Source organism: Klebsiella sp. 4_1_44FAA (assembly GCF_000238715.1).
Taxonomy (GTDB): Bacteria; Pseudomonadota; Gammaproteobacteria; order Enterobacterales; family Enterobacteriaceae; genus Klebsiella; species Klebsiella pneumoniae.
This window is the reverse complement of sequence record NZ_JH414801.1, coordinates 42821-62523: the sequence shown is the minus strand read 5'-3', so window position 1 is coordinate 62523 and position 19703 is coordinate 42821. Positions and strand designations below refer to the sequence as shown.

The window sequence follows — 19703 nt, the reverse complement described above, 5'->3', positions numbered from 1 at the left end:
GTGCGTCAGAGTAATAGTCATTGAGGTGGATGTCGCGTTATGGAGAGGCTTACTGTTACCCTCGGGGAACGTAGTTACCCGATTACCATCGCGGCTGGTTTGTTTAACGATCCAGCTTCCTTCCTGCCACTCAAGTCGGGCGACCAGGCTATGCTGGTCACCAACGAAACGCTGGCGCCGCTTTATCTGGATACCGTCCGCTCTGCGCTGAAGCAGTCAGGGGTCAACGTTGACAGCGTCATTCTGCCAGACGGCGAGCAATACAAAAGCCTGGCGGTGATGGATACCGTGTTTACTGCGCTGTTGCAAAAACCACATGGCCGCGACACCACTCTGGTGGCGCTTGGCGGGGGGGTGATCGGTGATTTAACCGGTTTCGCCGCGGCAAGCTATCAGCGCGGCGTGCGTTTCATCCAGGTCCCTACCACCCTGTTGTCGCAGGTCGACTCGTCGGTCGGCGGCAAAACCGCAGTGAACCACCCTCTCGGCAAAAACATGATTGGCGCCTTCTGGCAGCCGGTTTCCGTGGTAGTTGATCTTAACTGTCTGAAAACTCTGCCGAAGCGCGAGCTCGCTTCCGGACTGGCTGAGGTCATCAAGTACGGGGTGATCCTGGATGGTGAATTCTTCAGCTGGCTGGAAAACAACATTGATGCGCTGCTGGCGCTGGACGATACCGCCATGGCGTACTGCATTCGCCGCTGCTGTGAACTGAAAGCGGAGGTTGTGGCTGCCGACGAGCGTGAAACCGGGTTACGTGCTTTACTCAATCTTGGACATACCTTCGGCCATGCTATCGAAGCGGAAATGGGCTACGGTAACTGGCTGCATGGCGAAGCGGTGGCGGCAGGTATGGTGATGGCGGCACGCACGTCCGAACGGCTGGGGCAGTTCCGCGCGCAGGATACTCAGCGCATTATCGAGCTGCTCAAGCGTGCAGGCTTACCGGTACGCGGCCCGCAGGAAATGAGTGCGCAGGCGTATTTGCCCCATATGATGCGCGATAAAAAGGTACTGGCTGGCGAAATGCGGCTGGTGCTCCCGCTCGCAATAGGAAGCAGCGAGCTGTGCGGCGGAGTGCCGCACGATGTGGTTCTTGGCGCGATTGCTGATACTCAGCAGGCGCAACAATAAGAAGGTCTGGCCGCGTTCGCGCGGCGTTATCATTTCGGGTGATGTGCAATAATCGTGAGCATAAGCCTTTTAGTGGGGTGTTAAATGGATGATTTCAAACCAGAAGACGATATGAAAGCCGATCGCAACGATCGTCGTGCTGGTCGTTCCCGTCAGTCTTCCGAGCGTGATGCCGATCCGCAGATCAATTTTGACGATGTTGATCTTGATGCCGATGAAGGCCGTCCGACGCGCGCTGGTAAGGCCCGTCGCGAGCGTGAAGAGGAAGAGTTCGAAGAAGAACTGGATGCGCAAGACGAGGAGATGCTCGAAGAGCAGCCTGTAGAGCGTCGTCCGCGCAAGCGTAAAAAAGCGCCGGCCAAACCGGCCTCCCGCCAGTACATCATGATGGGTGTGGGGATTCTGGTGCTGCTGCTGTTGATCGTGGGTATCGGTTCCGCACTGAAATCGCCATCATCTTCCAGCCAGCAGACCGCTTCCGGCGAGAAGAGCATTAATCTGTCTGACGACCAGTCCGCCAGCATGCCTGCTGCCGGCCAGGACCAGACTGCCGCCGCTAACAGCACCTCACAGCAGGACGTAACGGTACCGCCTATTGCCGCGAACCCGACGCAGGGCCAGGCAGCGGTTGCGCCGCAGGGCCAGCAGCGTATCGAAGTTCAGGGCGATCTGAACAATGCGTTGACCCAGCAGCAGGGCCAACTGGACGGCGCCGTGGCTAACTCGACGCTGCCGACTGAACCGGCTACCGTCGCGCCAATCCGGAATGGCGCCAATGGCACCGCGGCGCCGCGCCAGGCGACCGAGCGTCAGACAGCAGCGACCCCGCGTCCGGCTGAACGTAAGCATACCGTTATCGAAGCGAAGCCGCAGTCGAAGCCACAGGTCGTGGCGAAAACGCCGGTAGAATCGAAGCCGGTCCAGCCGAAGCATGTTGAAAGCACGGCGACCACCGCTCCGGCGAAAACGTCCGTCAGCGAAAGCAAACCGGTGGCCACCGCTCAGAGCAAACCGACCACGACGACCGCAGCGCCAGCGGCAACGGCAGCTGCGGCAGCGCCGGCAGCGAAGACCGGGAAGACGGCAGGTGACGTCAGCTCAATGAAAACTGCGCCGTCGGGTCACTATACTCTGCAGCTCAGCAGCTCCTCTAACTACGACAACCTCAACAACTGGGCGAAGAAAGAGAAGCTGGATAAATATGTTGTCTATGAAACGTCGCGTAACGGCCAACCATGGTACGTGCTGGTGAGCGGTATCTATGCATCGAAAGATGAAGCGAAACGTGCTGTCACCTCGCTGCCGGCGGACGTGCAGGCGAAAAATCCATGGGCAAAACCGCTGCATCAGGTTCAGGCTGACCTGAAATAATGCCGTGGGGTAGTCTTAAGCGCAGGATGCTGTCGGAGCTTTCTCCACAGCCGGAGAACGTGTAATTAGTTAGGCAGCATGAAAAAGAATCGCGCTTTTCTGAAGTGGGCAGGGGGAAAGTTCCCCCTGCTTGACGATATTAAAAAGCATTTGCCGGAAGGCGAGTGCTTGATCGAGCCCTTTGTGGGCGCCGGGTCGGTATTTCTTAATACCGACTTTTCTCGTTATATCCTCGCGGATATCAACAGTGACTTAATCGGCCTGTACAACATCGTCAAACTGCGCACCGACGAATACGTCGCCGCCGCCCGTGAGATGTTTACCCCGGAAAATAACGTCGCTGAGCGCTACTACCTGTATCGTGATGAATTTAACCAAAGCCAGGATCCGCTGCGTCGCGCGGTGCTGTTCCTGTATTTGAACCGTCACGGCTACAATGGCCTGTGCCGCTACAATCTGCGCGGCGAGTTCAATGTGCCGTTTGGCCGTTATAAAAAGCCCTATTTCCCCGAAGCTGAGCTCTATCATTTCGCCGAGAAGGCGCAAAACGCCGAGTTTTACTGCGAATCTTACGAAGAGTGCATGCAACGTGCGGATAGCCGCACAGTGGTGTATTGCGATCCGCCCTATGCGCCGCTAACGGCGACGGCGAACTTTACCGCCTACCACACCAACAGTTTCAACCTGGAACAACAGGTACTGCTGGCGCAAAAGGCGGAATCGCTGATGAAAAAGCGCATCCCGGTGCTGATTTCCAACCACCGCACGCCGCTGACGCAGGAATGGTATAAAAACGCGGCAGAAACGCATATTGTGAAGGTTCGGCGCAGCATCAGCAGCAACGGTGGTACGCGTAAAAAGGTGGACGAGCTATTAGCGCTCTACCGTCCGCCTAAGACCAAATAAATTTCAAGGAGATGCGGATGAAGCAGTATTTGATTGCCCCTTCGATTCTGTCGGCTGATTTTGCCCGTCTGGGTGAGGATACCGCGAAGGCGCTGGCGGCGGGTGCGGATGTCGTGCACTTCGACGTTATGGACAACCACTACGTGCCAAACCTGACGATTGGCCCGATGGTGCTGAAGTCACTGCGTAATTACGGTATTACCGCGCCTATCGACGTTCACCTGATGGTGAAGCCGGTCGACCGCATCATTCCTGATTTTGCCGAAGCCGGCGCCAGCATTATCACCTTCCATCCGGAAGCCTCCGAACACGTCGATCGCAGCCTGCAGCTTATCAAAGAGCACGGCTGTAAAGCGGGCCTGGTGTTTAACCCGGCGACGCCGCTGAGCTACCTCGATTACGTGATGGATAAGCTGGACGTGATCCTGCTGATGTCGGTTAACCCGGGCTTTGGCGGCCAGTCCTTTATTCCCCAGACGCTGGATAAACTGCGTGAAGTGCGCCAGCGCATCGATGCGTCCGGCTACGACATCCGCCTCGAAGTGGATGGCGGCGTGAAAGCCAGCAATATCGGCGAAATCGCCGCGGCGGGTGCGGATATGTTTGTTGCCGGTTCGGCGATCTTCGGTCAGCCGGACTACAAGCAAGTCATTGATCAAATGCGTAGTGAATTAGCGAAGGTGAGTCATGGATAAATTACAGGCGATCCGCGGCATCGCATTTGATCTCGACGGCACGCTGGTGGACAGCGCGCCGGGTCTAACCTCGGCGGTTGATAACGCCCTGTACGCCCTGGAGCTGCCGGTGGCGGGAGAAGAACGCGTTATAACCTGGATCGGCAACGGCGCCGATGTCCTGATGGAGCGGGCGCTGACCTGGGCTCGTCAGGAGCGAGCAACGTTACGTGCGGCGATGGGTAAGCCTTCCGTCGACGATCATGATATTCCGCAAGACGAGCAGCTGCGCATTTTGCGTAAACTGTTTGACCGCTATTACGCCGAAGCGGCGGAAGAGGGCAGTTTCCTGTTCCCGGCGGTGGCCGATACGCTCGGCGCGCTGCATGCCAAAGGCCTGCCGCTGGCGCTGGTTACCAATAAGCCGACGCCGTTTGTCGCCCCGCTGTTGGACGCGCTCGATATTGCGAAATATTTTACCGTGGTGATTGGCGGCGATGACGTGCAGAATAAAAAGCCGCATCCGGAACCGCTGCTGCTGGTGGCGGAAAAGCTCTCTCTGGCTCCAGCCGAGCTGCTGTTTGTCGGCGATTCGCGCAATGATATTCAGGCGGCCAAAGCGGCAGGCTGCTGCTCTGTTGGTCTGACCTACGGTTATAACTATGGTGAACCGCTTGCGCTGAGCGAGCCGGACTATCTCTTCGACCAGTTTAACGAACTCTTACCCGCTCTCGGGTTACCGCACAGTGAAACTCAGGAATTGAAACATGACTAAGCCCATCGTTTTTAGTGGCGCACAGCCCTCAGGTGAACTGACCATTGGCAACTATATGGGTGCGCTGCGTCAGTGGGTAAACATGCAGGACGATTACCACTGCATCTATTGCATCGTGGACCAGCACGCCATCACCGTGCGCCAGGATCCGCAGCAGCTGCGCAAGGCGACGCTGGACACCCTGGCTCTGTATCTGGCCTGCGGCATCGACCCGCAGAAAAGCACTATCTTCGTGCAGTCGCACGTGCCGGAACATGCCCAGCTAGGCTGGGCGCTGAACTGCTACACCTATTTCGGCGAACTGAGCCGCATGACTCAGTTTAAAGACAAGTCAGCGCGCTACGCGGAGAACATCAACGCCGGTCTGTTTGATTATCCGGTACTGATGGCCGCTGACATTCTGCTGTACCAGACCAACCAGGTTCCGGTGGGCGAAGATCAGAAACAGCACCTTGAGCTAAGCCGCGATATCGCCCAGCGTTTTAACGCCATCTACGGCGATATTTTTAAAGTGCCTGAGCCGTTTATCCCTAAATCCGGCGCGCGCGTGATGTCGCTGCTGGAGCCGACGAAAAAGATGTCCAAGTCCGACGACAACCGCAACAACGTCATCGGCCTGCTGGAAGATCCGAAATCGGTGGTCAAGAAGATTAAACGTGCGGTCACCGACTCCGACGAGCCGCCGGTAGTGCGTTACGATCTGAAAGAGAAAGCGGGCGTCTCCAACCTGCTGGATATCCTCTCCGCGGTTACCGGGAAAACTATTCCTGAGCTGGAACAGCATTTTGAAGGCAAAATGTATGGCCACCTGAAAGGCGAAGTCGCCGAAGCGGTATCGGGCATGCTGATTGACCTGCAGGAGCGCTATCACCGTTTCCGTAACGACGAAGCGTTTCTCAATCAGGTGATGAAAGACGGTGCGGAAAAGGCCAGCGCGCGGGCTTCTCAAACCCTGAAAGCGGTATACGAAGCGATTGGCTTTGTCGCCAAGCCGTAAGCGACGCAACAGCTAAAAGGGCGGGATGCTATCCCGCCCTTTTTTATGCCTGTCACTTTATGGGAGGCAAGGTTAATGGTTCGAAAACCAGTTCAGTTTATCCCGCAGACCGACCACGCGGCCGACGATGATCAGCGCCGGGCTGGCCATCTGCTGCGCCAGAATATCCAGTTGTCCTAAGGTGCCGCTGACCACTTTTTGCGTCACAGCGGTGCCGTTCTCGACGATGGCGGCGGGCATATCTTCAGCCATGCCGTGAGCGATAAGCTTCTCGCGGATCGCCGGCGCCTGGTTCAGACCCATGTAGAACACCAGGGTTTGCTTCTCCACCGCCAGGTTCGCCCAGTCCAGCTCGCCGCCGGTTTTCAGGTGGCCAGTGACCAGGCGGACGCCCTGGGCGAAATCGCGGTGGGTCAAAGGGATCCCCGAATAAGCGGAGCAGCCGGAGGCGGCGGTAATGCCAGGCACAACGGAGAAGGGGATGCCCGCCTCGCAAAGCGTCTCCAGCTCTTCCCCTCCGCGGCCAAAGATAAAGGGATCGCCGCCTTTCAGCCGGACCACGCGTCTTCCTTTTTGCGCTTCGCGCAGCAGGATCTGGTTGATCTCCTCCTGCGGGACGCAGTGGTAGCCTGAGCGCTTGCCGACGAACACCCGATCGGCATCGCGGCGCACCAGATTCATGATGTCATCGGAGACCAGCCGATCATAGACCACCACGTCAGCCTGCTGGATCTGCTGCAGGCCTTTGAGCGTGAGCAGCCCGGCGTCACCGGGGCCGGCGCCAACCAGCACCACCTCGCCGCGATGCTCCAACGGCTCCGTCAGCAACTGCTCAGTGGTATCCGCGACTGCCTGCCGATCGTCATTAGCCAGCGACTGCGCCAGACGGTCGTTAACAAACAGCTTCTCCCAGAAGCGGCGACGCTCGCCTACGGTGGCAAACTGCTGCTTAACCCGCGCGCGCAGATGGCCGGCATAGCGGGCCAGCTGGCCGAGATGCAGGGGCAGAATTGACTCCAGTTTCTCGCGCAGCAGGCGCGCCAGAACCGGTGATGTCCCGCCCGAGGAGACGGCGACCATCAGCGGCGAGCGATCGATTATCGACGGCATGATAAAGCTGGCCTGGCGCGGGGCATCCACCACGTTACAGAAGATACGCCGCGCTTCGGCCGCCTCGCTAACCTGCTGGTTGACCGTCTCATCATCAGTAGCGGCGATGGCCAGCCAGCAGTTATCCAGCAGCGAGGGGATAAACTCCCCCTGCACCAGAGTTAGCATCTGTGAATCAGCCCACACCTGAAACTGGGGCGTGAAGTCGAGCGCATTGACCGTGACGTTAGCGCCAGCATCCAGCAGCAGACGGGCTTTGCGTTCGGCGACATCCCCGCCGCCAACCAGTAAACAATCGCGCTGGCGCAACTGGCAGAATATGGGTAAGTGATCCACAGAATAACCTCATAAAAATAAGGGGTAGAAAACGAGTGGTCGTAGAATAGCAGCAAAGGTAATACAAAACATGCGACATATCCCGCACTCATGCGCTGTCGGTCAGAACTGTTACTTATATCTCCCCCCGTGGCCGGGGGGAGGGAGAAGGACTTACGCTTTAAGCTGAACGTGTCCGTCTTTCACGCGGGCGTCGAAGCGGGCGATAGAGTGGCTGGCATCTTCCATGCACAGGCCGTCGCTCAGGCGGAAGCGCTGTTTTTTCAGCGGGCTGGCGACCCATAGCGCGCCGTCATGCTCGGCGATAATCCCGCGAGACAGCACGCTGGCGTTGAAGAACGGATCAATGTTGCTGATGGCGAATACTCTGTCGTCATGGTAGGGACGGAAGATCGCCACCTGCTGCTGACCGAGCAGGGCGCAGACGCCGGTGGCCGGCAGGATGTCGTCGATGCTGCAAATATTTACCCACTGGCTCATGCTTTTTCCTCCACCAGAGTAACCGGGATACGCTCATACGGCGTGGCCGGGCGGTGCTGGTCACGTTCCGGCACCACCTGAACGTTCGGGTCGCGTTGGTCGCTGTTGATAAAGTGTTTGAAGCGGGTCTGCGCCGCCGGGTTGTTGACGGTCTCGGTCCACTCGCAGGCGAAGGCGGCGCGCAGGCGAGCCAGCTCTTCTTCCAGATGGTCGTTCAGACCGAGCTTGTCATCGATGATGACGCTGCGCAGATAGTCGATACCGCCTTCCATATTGTCCAGCCACGGGGCAGTGCGGGTCAGCTTATCGGCGGTGCGGATGTAGAACATCATAAAGCGGTCGAGATATTTGATGAGCGTATCGCGATCGAGGTCCGCGGCCAGTAGATCGGCGTGGCGTGGTTTCATCCCGCCATTGCCGCACACGTACAGGTTCCAGCCTTTCTCGGTGGCGATGATCCCGACGTCTTTGCCCTGAGCCTCGGCACATTCGCGGGTGCAGCCGGAGACGCCGAACTTCATTTTGTGCGGGGTGCGGATGCCTTTGTAGCGGTTTTCCAGTTCCACGCCGAAGCCGACGCTGTCGCCAACGCCGTAGCGGCACCAGGTGCTGCCGACGCAGGTTTTCGCCATACGTAACGCTTTGGCGTAGGCGTGGCCGGTTTCGAATCCCGCTTCAATCAGCTGCCGCCAGATCTCCGGCAGGTCGTCTTTCTGCGCGCCAAACAGGCCGATGCGCTGAGAGCCGGTGATTTTGGTGTACAGATTGAATTCACGCGCGATACGGCCCACGGCGACCAGCCCTTCCGGCGTGATTTCGCCGCCAGCTGAGCGCGGGATCACCGAATAGGTACCATCTTTCTGAATGTTGGCGAGGAAGTTGTCGTTGCTGTCCTGCAGCGGCGTGTGCTGCGGCTTGAGGATGTACTCATTCCAGCAGGAGGCCAGCAGGGAACCGACGGTCGGCTTACAGACTTCACAGCCGTAGCCCTGACCGTGTTTTTCCAGCAGTTCGTCGAAGGTTTTAATGCCTTCCACGCGGATCAGGTGGAACAGCTCCTGACGGGAGTAAGCGAAGTGTTCGCACAGATTGTTGTTGACCTCGATGCCCTGTTTCGCCAGCTCGGCGTTGAGCACCTGAGTGACCAGCGGAATACAGCCCCCGCAGCCGGTCCCGGCTTTGGTTTCCGCTTTCAGCGCCGCCACGGTGTGGCAGCCTTTGTTGATAGCGGCGATCAGGTCGCCTTTGCTGACGTCAAAGCAGGAGCAGATCTGCGCGCTGTCCGGCAGTTTATCGACGCCGATGGACGGCTTGCCGCTGCCGGCGTGGGCCGGGAGGATCAGCGAATCCGGGTTTTCCGGCAGCTCGATGGCGTTGAGCACCAGCTGCAGCAGATTGCCGTAGTCGCTGGTGTCGCCGACCAGTACCGCGCCGAGCAGCGTTTTGTTGTCGGCGCTGACGATCAGGCGCTTATAAACTTCTTTGCGTTCGTCGAGATAGACGTAGCTACGGGCGCCCGGCGTGCGGCCGTGGGCATCGCCGATCCCGCCCACGTCCACACCCAACAGCTTCAGCTTGGCGCTGAGGTCGGCGCCGGTGAAGCTATTTTCACTGCCGAGGAGATGGTCGACGGCCACCTGGGCCATTTTATAGCCGGGGGCGACCAGACCGTAGACGCGGTTGTTCCAGCTGGCGCATTCCCCGATGGCATAGATATCCGGATCGGAGGTCTGGCAGCTATCGTTGACCATGATGCCGCCGCGCTGGGCGACCGCCAGCCCGCACTGGGTGGCCAGCTTATCGCGCGGGCGGATCCCGGTTGAGAAGACGATGAAATCGACCTGCAGCTCGCTACCGTCGGCGAAGTGCATGGTTTTGCGCGCCTCGGTGCCCTGCTGAACAATCTCTTTGGTGTTTTTGCTGGTGTGAACTTTCACGCCCATGCTTTCGATTTTGCGCCGCAACTGCTCGCCGCCCATCTGGTCGAGCTGTTCGGCCATCAGCATCGGCGCGAATTCGATAACATGGGTTTCCACGCCGAGGTTTTTCAACGCGCCGGCCGCTTCCAGTCCGAGCAGGCCGCCGCCGACTACCGCGCCGCGTTTGCTGCGGCGAGCGCAGGATTCGATGGCGTTAAGATCTTCAATAGTGCGATAGACGAAGCAATCCTGGGTTTCCGCGCCTTTAATCGGCGGGATCCACGGGTATGAGCCGGTCGCCATAATCAGCTTGTCGTAGAACACGGTACGCCCGGCGCTGGAGTGGATCACTTTCTCCTGGCGGTTGATGGTGATCGCCCGTTCGCCGACCAGCACCTTGACGCCGTGTTTCTCATAGAAACCTTCGCGTACCAGCGACAGTTCTTCCGCAGTGTGATGGGAGAAATAAGACGACAGGTGGACGCGGTCGTAGGCGATACGCGGTTCTTCACAGAACACGGTAATGTCGAACTGTCCGGCAGGCGCCTTATCGAGAAGCTCTTCGATAAAGCGATGGCCAACCATGCCGTTACCGATAATAGCGATTCTGACTTTGCTCATTTTTGCCTCGATTTCTTTTCTATTACCGCCTACCTTAACGATTCAGCCATCAGGCTTATTGATGCAAATCAATGACAACTTCACCTACCACTTAATGGGTATGCGTTTGATTTGTCAGTATTTTTATAAGTCATGGAAAACGCTGACTTTTCCTTTTTGCTGATTTTGTGTACAAGAATTGGGTAAGCCGCGATTGGGGTTAGACAGAAAACAAGCCGTATTGAATAGAGAGGGTGATATGACAGCAGCGCCGCTTTGGTTGATTCAGAACGTACGCCTGGCAGACCGCGACGGCCTGTGGCAAATAGCCATTGATAAGGGCCGCTTTGGCGCGATCACGCCGATGGGGGAGGCGCACGATGAAAGCTATGAGGTATTGAACGCTCGCGGCGGGCTAGCGATCCCGCCTTTTATCGAGCCGCATATCCATCTGGATACCACCCAGACGGCCGGCGAGCCGAACTGGAATCAGTCCGGTACTCTGTTCGAGGGGATTGAGCGCTGGGCGGAGCGGAAAGCGCTGCTCAGCCATGAGGACGTCAAAGCCCGGGCGTGGAAAACCCTGAAGTGGCAGATCGCCAATGGCGTGCAGTTTGTCCGCACTCATGTCGATGTTTCCGATCCCACGTTAACGGCGCTGAAGGCGATGCTGGAGGTCAAACAGGAGGTGGCGCCATGGGTCGAGTTACAGATTGTCGCTTTTCCACAGGAGGGGATCCTCTCTTACCCCAACGGCGAGGCGCTGCTGGAGGAGGCCCTCAAGCTGGGGGCGGACGTCGTCGGGGCGATCCCGCATTTTGAGTTCACCCGTGAATATGGTGTGGAATCGCTGCATATCGCCTTCCGTCTGGCGCAGCAATATGACCGCCCACTGGATATTCACTGCGATGAAATTGACGATGAGCAGTCGCGCTTTGTTGAAACCGTTGCCGCGCTGGCGCTGAAAGCGGGGATAGGGCCGCGGGTAACGGCCAGCCATACCACCGCTATGCACTCCTATAATGGCGCTTATACCTCGCGTCTGTTCCGCTTGCTTAAGCTCTCCGGCATCAACTTTGTCGCCAATCCGCTGGTGAATATTCATCTGCAGGGCCGGTTTGACGACTACCCGAAGCGACGGGGCATTACCCGGGTGAAGGAGCTGTTGGCGGCGGGGATCAACGTTTGCTTTGGGCATGATGACGTCTTTGACCCGTGGTACCCGCTGGGGACCGGCAATATGCTGCAGGTCCTGCATATGGGGCTCCATGTTTGCCAGCTGATGGGCTACCAGCAGATCAACGACGGCCTGCAGCTTATCACCGACAACAGCGCCCGCACGTTTGGCCTCGAGGATTACGGCATTGTCAGCGGCAACCCGGCTAACCTGATCATTCTCCCGGCGGAGAATGGCTTTGAGGCCGTCCGCTGCCAGGTGCCGGTGCGCTGGTCAATTCGCCAGGGAAGGGTGATCGCGACCACCCTGCCGGCGCAAAGCTGGATCCAAACTGACCGCGGTGGCGAGGAGCTTTCTTTTATGAGGAACAGCCCCCTTGCGGATGCAAAGGGGCCGAAGGCTTAGTGAGACGCCGCCTGAGCGTTGTTCTGGCGATGACGGGAGACGAAGCCGAGGATAAAGCACATTACGAATACCACGGCATAGAGGCCGTTAGCGGTGTGCAGCGCGGCCAGGGGACCGCTGGCCGCCACAATCGGGCCGGTGACCACGAAAGTGAGCATGGTGCCGATGGTGCCGCAGGTGAGGATAAAGTTCACCAGCTTCGGCGAAGCGACCCGCGTCTGCTGCGAACCGAGCGTAATGATCGAGGTGTAAATGGCGCTGGAGAAGAAGCCCAGGGTCAGAATAAACCACGGCATATGCTCCGGCGAACCATTGATAAACAGGTACATCAGCACCGTCGCGAGCCCGGCGAGGACGGTTAAGATACGCTGCAGGTCGAAGAAGCGCAGGATGAAGCTGAATGACCACATGCCGATCATGTAGGACATCCAGAAATCGCTCACCAGTTTACCGGCGTCGCCGAGGCTCATGCCCAGGCTCTTCGCATATTCCGGTACCCAGGAGATAAAGCCCAGCTGACCGAGGATGTAGCACAGCGCCGCAACGGAGAGGAACAGTACGCCAATGCCCCACTTCTCTTTCACCACCGGCTGGCTGTTTTCACTCTGGGCTTTTTTGCCCAGCACCGGGAAATCACAGCCGAAAGTCAGGACGAAAATAGCGACATACACCAGACCAATACAGGCGTAGACCCAGTACCACTCGATGCTGCGCGCCAGCAGGACGGCGGCGACCATCGGGAAAATCATGCCCGCCATGCTAAAGAAGGAGTCGGTAAACAGCAGACGCGCCCCGCGCTGACGGCCTTCATACATATGGGTGATCAGGAAGGTCCCGATCGACATGGTGATCCCGCTCACCAGGCCAAGAACGAACATTGACGCGGAGAACAGCGCCAGGCTGTGGCTGAGCATCAGGCCGGCCACCGCCAGCACCATCAAAATAAAGCCAAAGCGCAGCTGAGTTTTCAGCGGCACGATTTCCATCAGCCAGGCATTGAGGAAGATGGAGATAAGAATACCGGCGTTCAGAAAGGTAAAGGTGTTGCTCATACTGGAAACGGGCAGATGGAAATAATCCGCAATGTTACCCATCACCATCCCGGTGACGATCACCAACGCGCCGGTCAGGGCGTAGGAGAAGAAGCTGATCCATGTGAGCTTAATACGGTTGCTGTTAGTCATGACTGGCCTGTGAATAGAAAGGTAAAGCGCGTTGACGCTGCGCCGGGCGGACAGATTTTATTCGTTCAGGTGATGTAATTAAATGTTTATTGTGAAATGGGTTATCTTTTGCATGTTTTAATGTGATCTGCATCACGCTTGTTCGCTGCAAAGGAGATCGTTTGCGCGGTTACAATTATTACAGCTAAGTAAAATTTGGTAAAAGGCTGGCCCAGGATGCAAAGGCTCTTTAGAATCAAGGCACTCGCTTTTATTCTGCTCCGTTAAGGAATTTCCATGCTCAAATCAACACTGGCGGCGATGGCTGCCGTTTTCGCTATTTCAGCGTTCTCCCCGGCCATGGCGGCAAAGGGCGATCCGCATGTGCTGCTGACCACTTCGGCAGGTAACATTGAGCTTGAGTTAAACAGCCAGAAAGCCCCGATTTCCGTGGATAACTTCCTGAAGTACGTCAACAGCGGCTTCTACAACAACACCACCTTTCACCGCGTGATCCCGGGATTCATGGTGCAGGGCGGCGGCTTTAACGAACAGATGCAGCAGAAGCAGCCTAACCCGCCGATCAAGAATGAAGCAGACAACGGCCTGCGCAACACCCGCGGCACCATCGCGATGGCGCGTACCGCCGATCAGGATAGCGCCACCAGTCAGTTCTTCATCAACGTGGCGGATAACGCCTTCCTCGACCATGGCCAGCGCGACTTTGGCTATGCGGTATTCGGCAAAGTGGTGAAGGGGATGGATGTTGCGGATAAGATCTCCCAGGTCCAGACCCATAACGTTGGTCCGTACCAGAATGTGCCGACCAAACCAGTCGTTATCCTCTCAGCGAAAGTGCTGCCCTAATCCTCCCGCGGCGCGGTGGTCTATCGCCGCGCCCGGTCGCCTCCCGGCATAACCTGAAATTGCTGCTTATACTTGTGGCACACAGGGGACGATAAGGGGGGCGACGATGCGTCCACTCACCGATAAGCAAAAATCCCGACTCTGGGAACAGACACGCAATACCAATTTTCAGGCCAGCCGTCGCCTTGAAGGCGTGACGGTGCCGCTGGTTACGCTGACTGCCGAAGAGGCGCTGGCGCGTCTGGCGACGTTGCGGAGGGAGTATGAGCGATAAATTCGGCGATGAACGCGATCCTTATCTCTATCCGGCGCTGAACGTGCTGCGCAACCGTCTCGGCATCCGCCAGGCTAAAAATCTGCAGCAGGCCGCCTTTGAGATGACAGCGCTGCGGGCGGCCACTCTGCCGCTGGGCCCGCGGGTGCGCGGCTTACCCTATCTGTGCGCTATTCATCATCAGTTGTATCAGGATCTGTTTGACTGGGCGGGCCGCTTGCGTGAAGTGAACCTCTACCTGGGCGATACGCCGTTCTGCCACTTTGCCCGGATCGAGGAGGAGGGGAATGCCCTGATGCAGGCCCTTGAGCAGGAGGATTATCTCAGTGGCCTGCCGCGCGATACCTTCATCGAACGCCTGAGCTGGTTCTATGGTGAAATTAATGTGCTGCACCCTTTTCGTCTTGGCAATGGCCTGACCCAGCGCATTTTCTTTGAACAGCTGGCGATACATGCCGGCTACCTTCTTAACTGGCGTGACGTTGACCCCGCCGGCTGGAGTGCGGCCTGCCAGCAGAGCGCGATGGGCGATCTGGCCCCGCTGGTGGCGATCTTTCGCAAAGTGGTAAGCGAAGCGCGGGAATCTGAGTAGAATAGCCCGGTTTTGATTGTTCCGGAGCCGCTATGATCCTGCTTATCGATAACTATGACTCTTTCACCTGGAATCTGTATCAGTACTTCTGCGAACTGGGGGCGGAAGTACTGGTCAGGCGCAACGATGCGTTGACGCTGGAGGAGATAGCGGCGCTGGCGCCGGAGAAAATCGTGATCTCGCCAGGCCCCTGCACGCCGGATGAGGCGGGGATTTCCCTCGCGGTTATCCGCCACTATGCCGGAAAAACGCCGCTGCTGGGCGTCTGTCTCGGGCATCAGGCGATCGCCCAGGCGTTTGGCGCGACTATCGTGCGGGCGGCCCAGGTCATGCATGGCAAAACCTCGCTTATCGAGCATAACGGCGAAGGGGTGTTTCAGGGGCTGAATAATCCCCTGACGGTGACCCGCTATCACTCGCTGGTGATTGACCCGCCGACGCTCCCGTCCGAGTTTAACGTCACTGCCCGCAGCGCCAGCGGTGAGATTATGGGGATCCGTCACCGCGAATGGGATCTCGAGGGCGTGCAGTTTCATCCGGAAAGCATCCTCAGCGAGCAGGGCCATCAATTGCTGGCCAACTTTTTGAAACGGTGATTTTCAGTTGCTATTGACTGATTTTTTATGCATATTTTGTGATTAGATTATCATAATCGCATCTGCGTAACGAAGAGGGATGGGCAAGACATGGCAACTGAACAACCGGCAATCACCCGCGCCACATTCGATGAAGTTATTTTGCCAATTTATGCACCGGCAGAATTCATCCCGGTGAAGGGGAAAGGCAGCCGCGTCTGGGATCAGCAGGGGAAAGAGTATATCGATTTCGCCGGCGGTATCGCGGTGACGGCGCTTGGCCATTGCCATCCGGCGCTGGTGGCGGCGCTGCATCAGCAGGGCGAAACGCTGTGGCACACCAGCAATGTCTTTACCAATGAGCCGGCGCTGCGTCTGGGACGTAAACTTGTCGAGGCTACCTTCGCCGAGCGCGTGGTGTTTATGAACTCCGGCACCGAAGCCAATGAAACGGCCTTTAAGCTGGCGCGTCACTATGCGGTGACCCGCCATAGCCCGTATAAAACCAAAATCATCGCCTTCCATAATGCCTTTCATGGCCGCTCCCTGTTTACCGTTTCCGTCGGCGGTCAGCCGAAGTATTCCGATGGTTTCGGCCCAAAACCGGCGGATATTGTCCATGTTCCCTTCAACGATCTGCAGGCGGTAAAAGCGGTGATGGATGACCACACCTGCGCGGTGGTGGTGGAGCCGATTCAGGGCGAAGGCGGCGTGACGGCGGCCACGCCGGCTTTCCTGCAGGGACTGCGCGAGCTGTGCGATCAGCACCAGGCGCTGCTCGTCTTTGATGAAGTACAGTGTGGTATGGGGCGTACCGGATCGCTGTTCGCCTATATGCACTACGGCGTGACCCCGGATATTCTGACCAGCGCCAAAGCGCTGGGCGGCGGCTTCCCGGTCAGCGCCATGCTGACCACCCACGAGATCGCCAGCGCCTTCCATGCGGGCTCCCATGGCTCAACCTACGGCGGCAACCCGCTGGCCTGCGCGGTCGCCAACGCCGCCTTCGATCTGATCAATACCCCGGCGGTGCTGGATGGCGTGAGCGCGAAGCGCGAACTGTTCGTCAAACACCTGCAGCGGCTGGATGCCGAGTTTGATCTGTTCAGTGATATACGCGGGATGGGCCTGCTGATCGGCGCGGAACTCAAGCCGCAGCACAAAGGCCGCGCGCGTGATTTCCTCTATGCCGCGGCCGACGCCGGCGTCATGGTGCTCAACGCCGGGCCGGACGTGATGCGTTTTGTTCCCTCGCTGATCATCGACGAGCAGGATATTGCCGAGGGGATGGCGCGCTTTGCTCAGGCCGTGGCAAAGGTGATTAACGGCTGATCTTCCGCAGCCAGATGCCATGGTGCGGCCGCTGACGCCATGCCACTGATGAAATGGTGTGCATGGTGTTCAGATGGCCCAGAATGCGTTGCAGATGCTGCTCCAGGGTGCTTAACGGACCGATCGGCGCCTCGCTTTCCGGCGACTCCATAATATTGGCATCCCCTGCGCTGCCGGGACCATCGCTGTCCAGCCGCTGCTGGCAGCGCTGCAGCGCAATCTCACAGGATTCGAGATAGCGCTGGGCAAGATCCGGGGTCAGCATCGTATGCTCCCGGGCCAGGGTGGTCATAGCGTTGATGTGTTCGACGATAAACTGGCTGTGCGTCACCCACAGCTTCATATCTTCCAGATAGTGGGTATTAAACCCGGGTTCCTGCATCGCCTGATTCAGGGAGTTGTAGAGCGCGTTGTGCGCCTGGTTGACGCGCATGCGTTGATAGGCCAGCGCGGGGGCTTTTGGATCGGCGCTGAGGATCAGGCGAATTGCCTGCTGGTCGGCCTCCAGCGCATCGTGGGCGTTTTTTTTCAGCAGGCCGCTCTGCCACTGCGGCCACAGCCAGACCATCCCGCCGAAGGCAATCAGGCAGCCGATAAGGGTGTCGATCAGCCGGGCGATAATAAACTGTTCGCCGTTAAGCGTCAGCAGCTGCAGGGTATATACCGCCGTCACCGTAAACCCAACCATCGCCCAGCCATAGTGTTTGCGAATGATCAGATAGCTGAGCAGGGTAATCAGCAGCATCCCGCTCAGGGTGTAGCTCTCCGGAACGTGAAAATGCAAGGTCAGCCCGGCGATCGTCAGGCCGGCGAGCGTCCCCGCCGCCCGGTGAACAATACGCACCCGGGTGGCGCCATAGCCGTTCTGGGTGACGAAAAGCACCGTCATCAGGATCCAGTAGGGCTTAGGCAAGTGCAGGGCGTTGCCCATCAGGCTGGCGACGCTCAGCATCACGCTGATGCGGGCGGCATTGCGCAGCGCGGGCGATTTTAGCGACAGGTAGTTCTTTAGCGCGGGAAATAGCGGTAAACGACGCTCTTTGTCGGCCATCAGGTCCCGGGCATACAGCGGGCGCTGGGTATGCAGCACCCGGGCGATGCGGCTGAAGTGCCAGGCGCAGAAGTGGCCGACCGGGTTATCCGGATGTTGTCTGGCGATCTTTTCCAGAGCCTCGATCTGTTTATCCATCTGAAAGCGCTTTGGAAAGCGATGATAGAGCATGTCATCCGCCAGCACGCGCAGGCGGGCGGCGACGGTCTGCGCGTTCCAGCGGATCACCGCTTCGGCATGGCTGCGTTCCACCAGCTTTTGCACCTCTTCCGGCTGATGCAGGCTGACCGAAATATGCTCCTGCAGATCCAGCCCCATCTGAAACGCCCGCAGCAGGCGCTTATGATCGTTGCGTTGGTTAGCGGCCAGCATATGCATCTGCTGATAGCACTGGGTAATCAGATCGACCACTTTCTGCTGGCGGGTGAGCAGCGGCGGCAGGGCGGTCGAGGGATCGGTATGCTGGGTCAGCAGGCTGTATTTGGCTTCACAGTAGTCCGCCAGCTCCCGGTAAAGCAGGCTAAGCGACTCCCGTAGCGGCTGTTCGCGCCACAGCCAGAACCAGAACCAGTTAAACACGCCGTACCACAGCGTGCCGAAGGCGTAGATCAGCAGCGGCTCCCAGATGGGCATATTGCCCGCCAGGCTCAGGGTAAAGATGGCGGCGATCAGCGACGCGGGCAGCAGCCGCGCGTGCAGCGAACTGATCTCCGCGGTAACGCCGAGCAAGAGCGCCAGGCCGCTGAGAATAAACGGCAGGGGTATCGCCTGGGCAAGCAGCAACTGCACCACCAGACTGCATCCGGCAAACAGGCAGCCGCCGATAATCAGGCGTTTGAAAAAGCGCTTATGCGGGGTATCAAGACCGGCAATGTTGCAGCAGGCGGGGACTAAGGAAAATAACAGCCCCTGCTGGAGATGGCCGAGCAGAAGACCGATGGCCACGGGCAGACACAGCACCAGCGTTTGCCGCAGTGCATAGTTGACTTCCGGGTGGTAAATCAGCCTGCGCCACATGAGGGAAAAACAAAAACGGCGTACTGTGGGAGCAATACGCCGCTTAGCAACTTAACGGGTGCCGTAGACGACGATGGTTTTACCGTGCGCGGAAATCAGGTTCTGATCTTCCAGCATTTTCAAAATACGACCAACGGTTTCACGAGAGCAGCCGACGATCTGACCAATTTCCTGGCGGGTAATTTTAATTTGCATACCGTCCGGGTGGGTCATGGCATCCGGTTGCTTCGCCAGGTTCAGCAGCGTCTGGGCGATACGGCCCGTCACGTCGAGGAAGGCGAGGTTGCCCACTTTCTCAGACGTGACCTGCAGACGGCGAGCCATTTGCGAAGAGAGACGCATCAGAATGTCCGGGTTCACCTGGATCAGCTGACGGAATTTCTTATAAGAGATTTCGGCCACTTCACATGCGGTTTTCGCCCGTACCCAGGCGCTACGCTCCTGACCCTCTTCAAACAGGCCTAATTCACCGATGAAATCGCCCTGGTTGAGGTAGGAGAGGATCATCTCTTTACCTTCTTCATCCTTGATGAGTACAGCCACGGAGCCTTTAACGATGTAGTACAGCGTTTCTGCTTTTTCACCCTGGTGGATCAGCGTGCTCTTTGATGGGTACTTATGAATGTGGCAATGAGACAAGAACCATTCAAGGGTAGGGTCTGTTTGCGGTTTGCCAAGCACCATGCGCGGTTATCCTCTGTTATAAGCTATCTCCGGGCGCCGACACTACACGGCGTCCGGGCATGCAATCGTATTGTTTCCCTATACCTGGGAAGCTGGCTGATGATTTTTCGACAGCCCGTAATGTGAACTCCTCTGCATACATGCAGTACATCAATGTATTACTGTAGCATCCAGACTGTTTTAGCATAGCTTTCGCCGCATGTCTCCTGGTGTCTCGCTTCAGCATGACGCAGGTCGCCTTCCGTTGCGAGAATTGTTATGTGC

18 protein-coding genes are annotated in these 19703 nt (G+C 57.8%); 12 read left to right on the top strand and 6 right to left on the bottom strand.

All coding sequences use genetic code 11. From position 1 onward, the window contains the following. Positions 1 to 39: 39 nt before the first annotated feature. From aroB to trpS, 6 genes are all read left to right on the top strand, one after another. The gene (aroB, locus tag HMPREF1024_RS12355) at positions 40 to 1134 is read left to right on the top strand and encodes a 3-dehydroquinate synthase (protein WP_009308725.1); all 1095 of its coding nucleotides are present in this window, start codon (positions 40 to 42) and stop codon (positions 1132 to 1134) included. Positions 1135 to 1218: 84 nt separating this feature from the next. After that, positions 1219 to 2505 (top strand): cell division protein DamX, encoded by a 1287-nt coding sequence (damX, locus tag HMPREF1024_RS12360; protein WP_009308724.1) that lies wholly within the window; start codon positions 1219 to 1221, stop codon positions 2503 to 2505. Between the two features lie 78 nt (positions 2506 to 2583). Continuing rightward, complete coding sequence (dam, locus tag HMPREF1024_RS12365) at positions 2584 to 3411, top strand: adenine-specific DNA-methyltransferase (protein WP_002920260.1); 828 nt, start codon at positions 2584 to 2586, stop codon at positions 3409 to 3411. Positions 3412 to 3428: 17 nt separating this feature from the next. Continuing rightward, on the top strand, positions 3429 to 4106 hold the full coding sequence (rpe, locus tag HMPREF1024_RS12370; protein WP_002920259.1) for a ribulose-phosphate 3-epimerase: 678 nt from the start codon (positions 3429 to 3431) through the stop codon (positions 4104 to 4106). Next, the gene (gene gph / locus HMPREF1024_RS12375; RefSeq protein ID WP_004188345.1) at positions 4099 to 4860 is read left to right on the top strand and encodes a phosphoglycolate phosphatase; all 762 of its coding nucleotides are present in this window, start codon (positions 4099 to 4101) and stop codon (positions 4858 to 4860) included. Before rpe ends, gph begins: the two co-directional genes overlap by 8 nt. Further along, on the top strand, positions 4853 to 5857 hold the full coding sequence (gene trpS / locus HMPREF1024_RS12380) for a tryptophan--tRNA ligase (protein WP_002920253.1): 1005 nt from the start codon (positions 4853 to 4855) through the stop codon (positions 5855 to 5857). The genes gph and trpS overlap by 8 nt, the downstream gene beginning before the upstream one ends. A gap of 72 nt (positions 5858 to 5929) precedes the next feature. Here trpS and cysG read toward each other — a convergent pair whose 3' ends face one another. The 3 genes from cysG to nirB all read right to left on the bottom strand — a co-directional run bounded on the left by cysG (position 5930) and on the right by nirB (position 10323). Further along, positions 5930 to 7303: a siroheme synthase CysG gene (gene cysG / locus HMPREF1024_RS12385; RefSeq protein WP_002920252.1), complete on the bottom strand. Its 1374-nt coding sequence runs from the start codon at positions 7301 to 7303 to the stop codon at positions 5930 to 5932. A gap of 153 nt (positions 7304 to 7456) precedes the next feature. After that, positions 7457 to 7783 (bottom strand): nitrite reductase small subunit NirD, encoded by a 327-nt coding sequence (gene nirD, locus HMPREF1024_RS12390; protein WP_002920249.1) that lies wholly within the window; start codon positions 7781 to 7783, stop codon positions 7457 to 7459. Further along, positions 7780 to 10323 carry a nitrite reductase large subunit NirB gene (gene nirB, locus HMPREF1024_RS12395; RefSeq protein ID WP_009308723.1) on the bottom strand — a complete coding sequence of 848 codons (2544 nt, stop codon included), beginning with the start codon at positions 10321 to 10323 and terminating at the stop codon, positions 7780 to 7782. Before nirB ends, nirD begins: the two co-directional genes overlap by 4 nt. A 238-nt stretch (positions 10324 to 10561) precedes the next feature. Here nirB and HMPREF1024_RS12400 point away from each other — a divergent pair, with 238 nt between their 5' ends. Next, positions 10562 to 11884: a cytosine deaminase gene (locus tag HMPREF1024_RS12400; protein ID WP_009308722.1), complete on the top strand. Its 1323-nt coding sequence runs from the start codon at positions 10562 to 10564 to the stop codon at positions 11882 to 11884. Here the strand turns inward: HMPREF1024_RS12400 and tsgA are convergent. Beyond that, on the bottom strand, positions 11881 to 13068 hold the full coding sequence (gene tsgA, locus HMPREF1024_RS12405; RefSeq protein WP_002920240.1) for an MFS transporter TsgA: 1188 nt from the start codon (positions 13066 to 13068) through the stop codon (positions 11881 to 11883). The genes HMPREF1024_RS12400 and tsgA overlap by 4 nt on opposite strands. A gap of 276 nt (positions 13069 to 13344) precedes the next feature. Between tsgA and ppiA the strand changes: the two genes are divergently transcribed. The 5 genes from ppiA to HMPREF1024_RS12430 all read left to right on the top strand — a co-directional run bounded on the left by ppiA (position 13345) and on the right by HMPREF1024_RS12430 (position 16687). After that, a complete protein-coding gene (gene ppiA / locus HMPREF1024_RS12410) occupies positions 13345 to 13914 on the top strand; it encodes a peptidylprolyl isomerase A (protein WP_002920238.1) in 570 nt (189 codons plus the stop codon). A 106-nt stretch (positions 13915 to 14020) separates the two neighbouring features. Next, positions 14021 to 14188, top strand: coding sequence for a YhfG family protein (locus tag HMPREF1024_RS12415; protein WP_002920231.1), 168 nt, complete (start codon positions 14021 to 14023; stop codon positions 14186 to 14188). Beyond that, positions 14178 to 14780 carry a putative adenosine monophosphate-protein transferase Fic gene (locus HMPREF1024_RS12420; RefSeq protein ID WP_002920230.1) on the top strand — a complete coding sequence of 201 codons (603 nt, stop codon included), beginning with the start codon at positions 14178 to 14180 and terminating at the stop codon, positions 14778 to 14780. The genes HMPREF1024_RS12415 and HMPREF1024_RS12420 overlap by 11 nt, the downstream gene beginning before the upstream one ends. 32 nt (positions 14781 to 14812) lie before the next feature. Continuing rightward, positions 14813 to 15376: an aminodeoxychorismate synthase component 2 gene (gene pabA / locus HMPREF1024_RS12425; RefSeq protein WP_002920229.1), complete on the top strand. Its 564-nt coding sequence runs from the start codon at positions 14813 to 14815 to the stop codon at positions 15374 to 15376. Between the two features lie 90 nt (positions 15377 to 15466). Continuing rightward, complete coding sequence (locus HMPREF1024_RS12430; protein WP_002920226.1) at positions 15467 to 16687, top strand: aspartate aminotransferase family protein; 1221 nt, start codon at positions 15467 to 15469, stop codon at positions 16685 to 16687. On the opposite strand, the gene HMPREF1024_RS12435 is transcribed toward HMPREF1024_RS12430, so the two are convergent. Both HMPREF1024_RS12435 and crp read right to left on the bottom strand, forming a co-directional pair. Next, positions 16677 to 18755 carry a YccS/YhfK family putative transporter gene (locus HMPREF1024_RS12435; protein ID WP_004151402.1) on the bottom strand — a complete coding sequence of 693 codons (2079 nt, stop codon included), beginning with the start codon at positions 18753 to 18755 and terminating at the stop codon, positions 16677 to 16679. The genes HMPREF1024_RS12430 and HMPREF1024_RS12435 overlap by 11 nt on opposite strands. A 51-nt stretch (positions 18756 to 18806) precedes the next feature. After that, the gene (gene crp, locus HMPREF1024_RS12440; RefSeq protein ID WP_000242758.1) at positions 18807 to 19439 is read right to left on the bottom strand and encodes a cAMP-activated global transcriptional regulator CRP; all 633 of its coding nucleotides are present in this window, start codon (positions 19437 to 19439) and stop codon (positions 18807 to 18809) included. Between the last annotated feature and the right edge of the window lie 264 nt (positions 19440 to 19703).

Excerpts from the sequence above, each read along its gene's own strand:
- aroB (WP_009308725.1), top strand. The coding sequence starts at position 40 with ATGGAGAGGCTTACTGTTACCCTCGGGGAACGTAGTTACCCGATTACC.
- damX (WP_009308724.1), top strand. The coding sequence starts at position 1,219 with ATGGATGATTTCAAACCAGAAGACGATATGAAAGCCGATCGCAACGAT.
- dam (WP_002920260.1), top strand. The coding sequence starts at position 2,584 with ATGAAAAAGAATCGCGCTTTTCTGAAGTGGGCAGGGGGAAAGTTCCCC.
- rpe (WP_002920259.1), top strand. The coding sequence starts at position 3,429 with ATGAAGCAGTATTTGATTGCCCCTTCGATTCTGTCGGCTGATTTTGCC.
- gph (WP_004188345.1), top strand. The coding sequence starts at position 4,099 with ATGGATAAATTACAGGCGATCCGCGGCATCGCATTTGATCTCGACGGC.
- trpS (WP_002920253.1), top strand. The coding sequence starts at position 4,853 with ATGACTAAGCCCATCGTTTTTAGTGGCGCACAGCCCTCAGGTGAACTG.
- nirD (WP_002920249.1), bottom strand. The coding sequence starts at position 7,783 with ATGAGCCAGTGGGTAAATATTTGCAGCATCGACGACATCCTGCCGGCC.
- nirB (WP_009308723.1), bottom strand. The coding sequence starts at position 10,323 with ATGAGCAAAGTCAGAATCGCTATTATCGGTAACGGCATGGTTGGCCAT.
- HMPREF1024_RS12400 (WP_009308722.1), top strand. The coding sequence starts at position 10,562 with ATGACAGCAGCGCCGCTTTGGTTGATTCAGAACGTACGCCTGGCAGAC.
- tsgA (WP_002920240.1), bottom strand. The coding sequence starts at position 13,068 with ATGACTAACAGCAACCGTATTAAGCTCACATGGATCAGCTTCTTCTCC.
- ppiA (WP_002920238.1), top strand. The coding sequence starts at position 13,345 with ATGCTCAAATCAACACTGGCGGCGATGGCTGCCGTTTTCGCTATTTCA.
- HMPREF1024_RS12415 (WP_002920231.1), top strand. The coding sequence starts at position 14,021 with ATGCGTCCACTCACCGATAAGCAAAAATCCCGACTCTGGGAACAGACA.
- HMPREF1024_RS12420 (WP_002920230.1), top strand. The coding sequence starts at position 14,178 with ATGAGCGATAAATTCGGCGATGAACGCGATCCTTATCTCTATCCGGCG.
- pabA (WP_002920229.1), top strand. The coding sequence starts at position 14,813 with ATGATCCTGCTTATCGATAACTATGACTCTTTCACCTGGAATCTGTAT.
- HMPREF1024_RS12430 (WP_002920226.1), top strand. The coding sequence starts at position 15,467 with ATGGCAACTGAACAACCGGCAATCACCCGCGCCACATTCGATGAAGTT.
- HMPREF1024_RS12435 (WP_004151402.1), bottom strand. The coding sequence starts at position 18,755 with ATGTGGCGCAGGCTGATTTACCACCCGGAAGTCAACTATGCACTGCGG.
- crp (WP_000242758.1), bottom strand. The coding sequence starts at position 19,439 with ATGGTGCTTGGCAAACCGCAAACAGACCCTACCCTTGAATGGTTCTTG.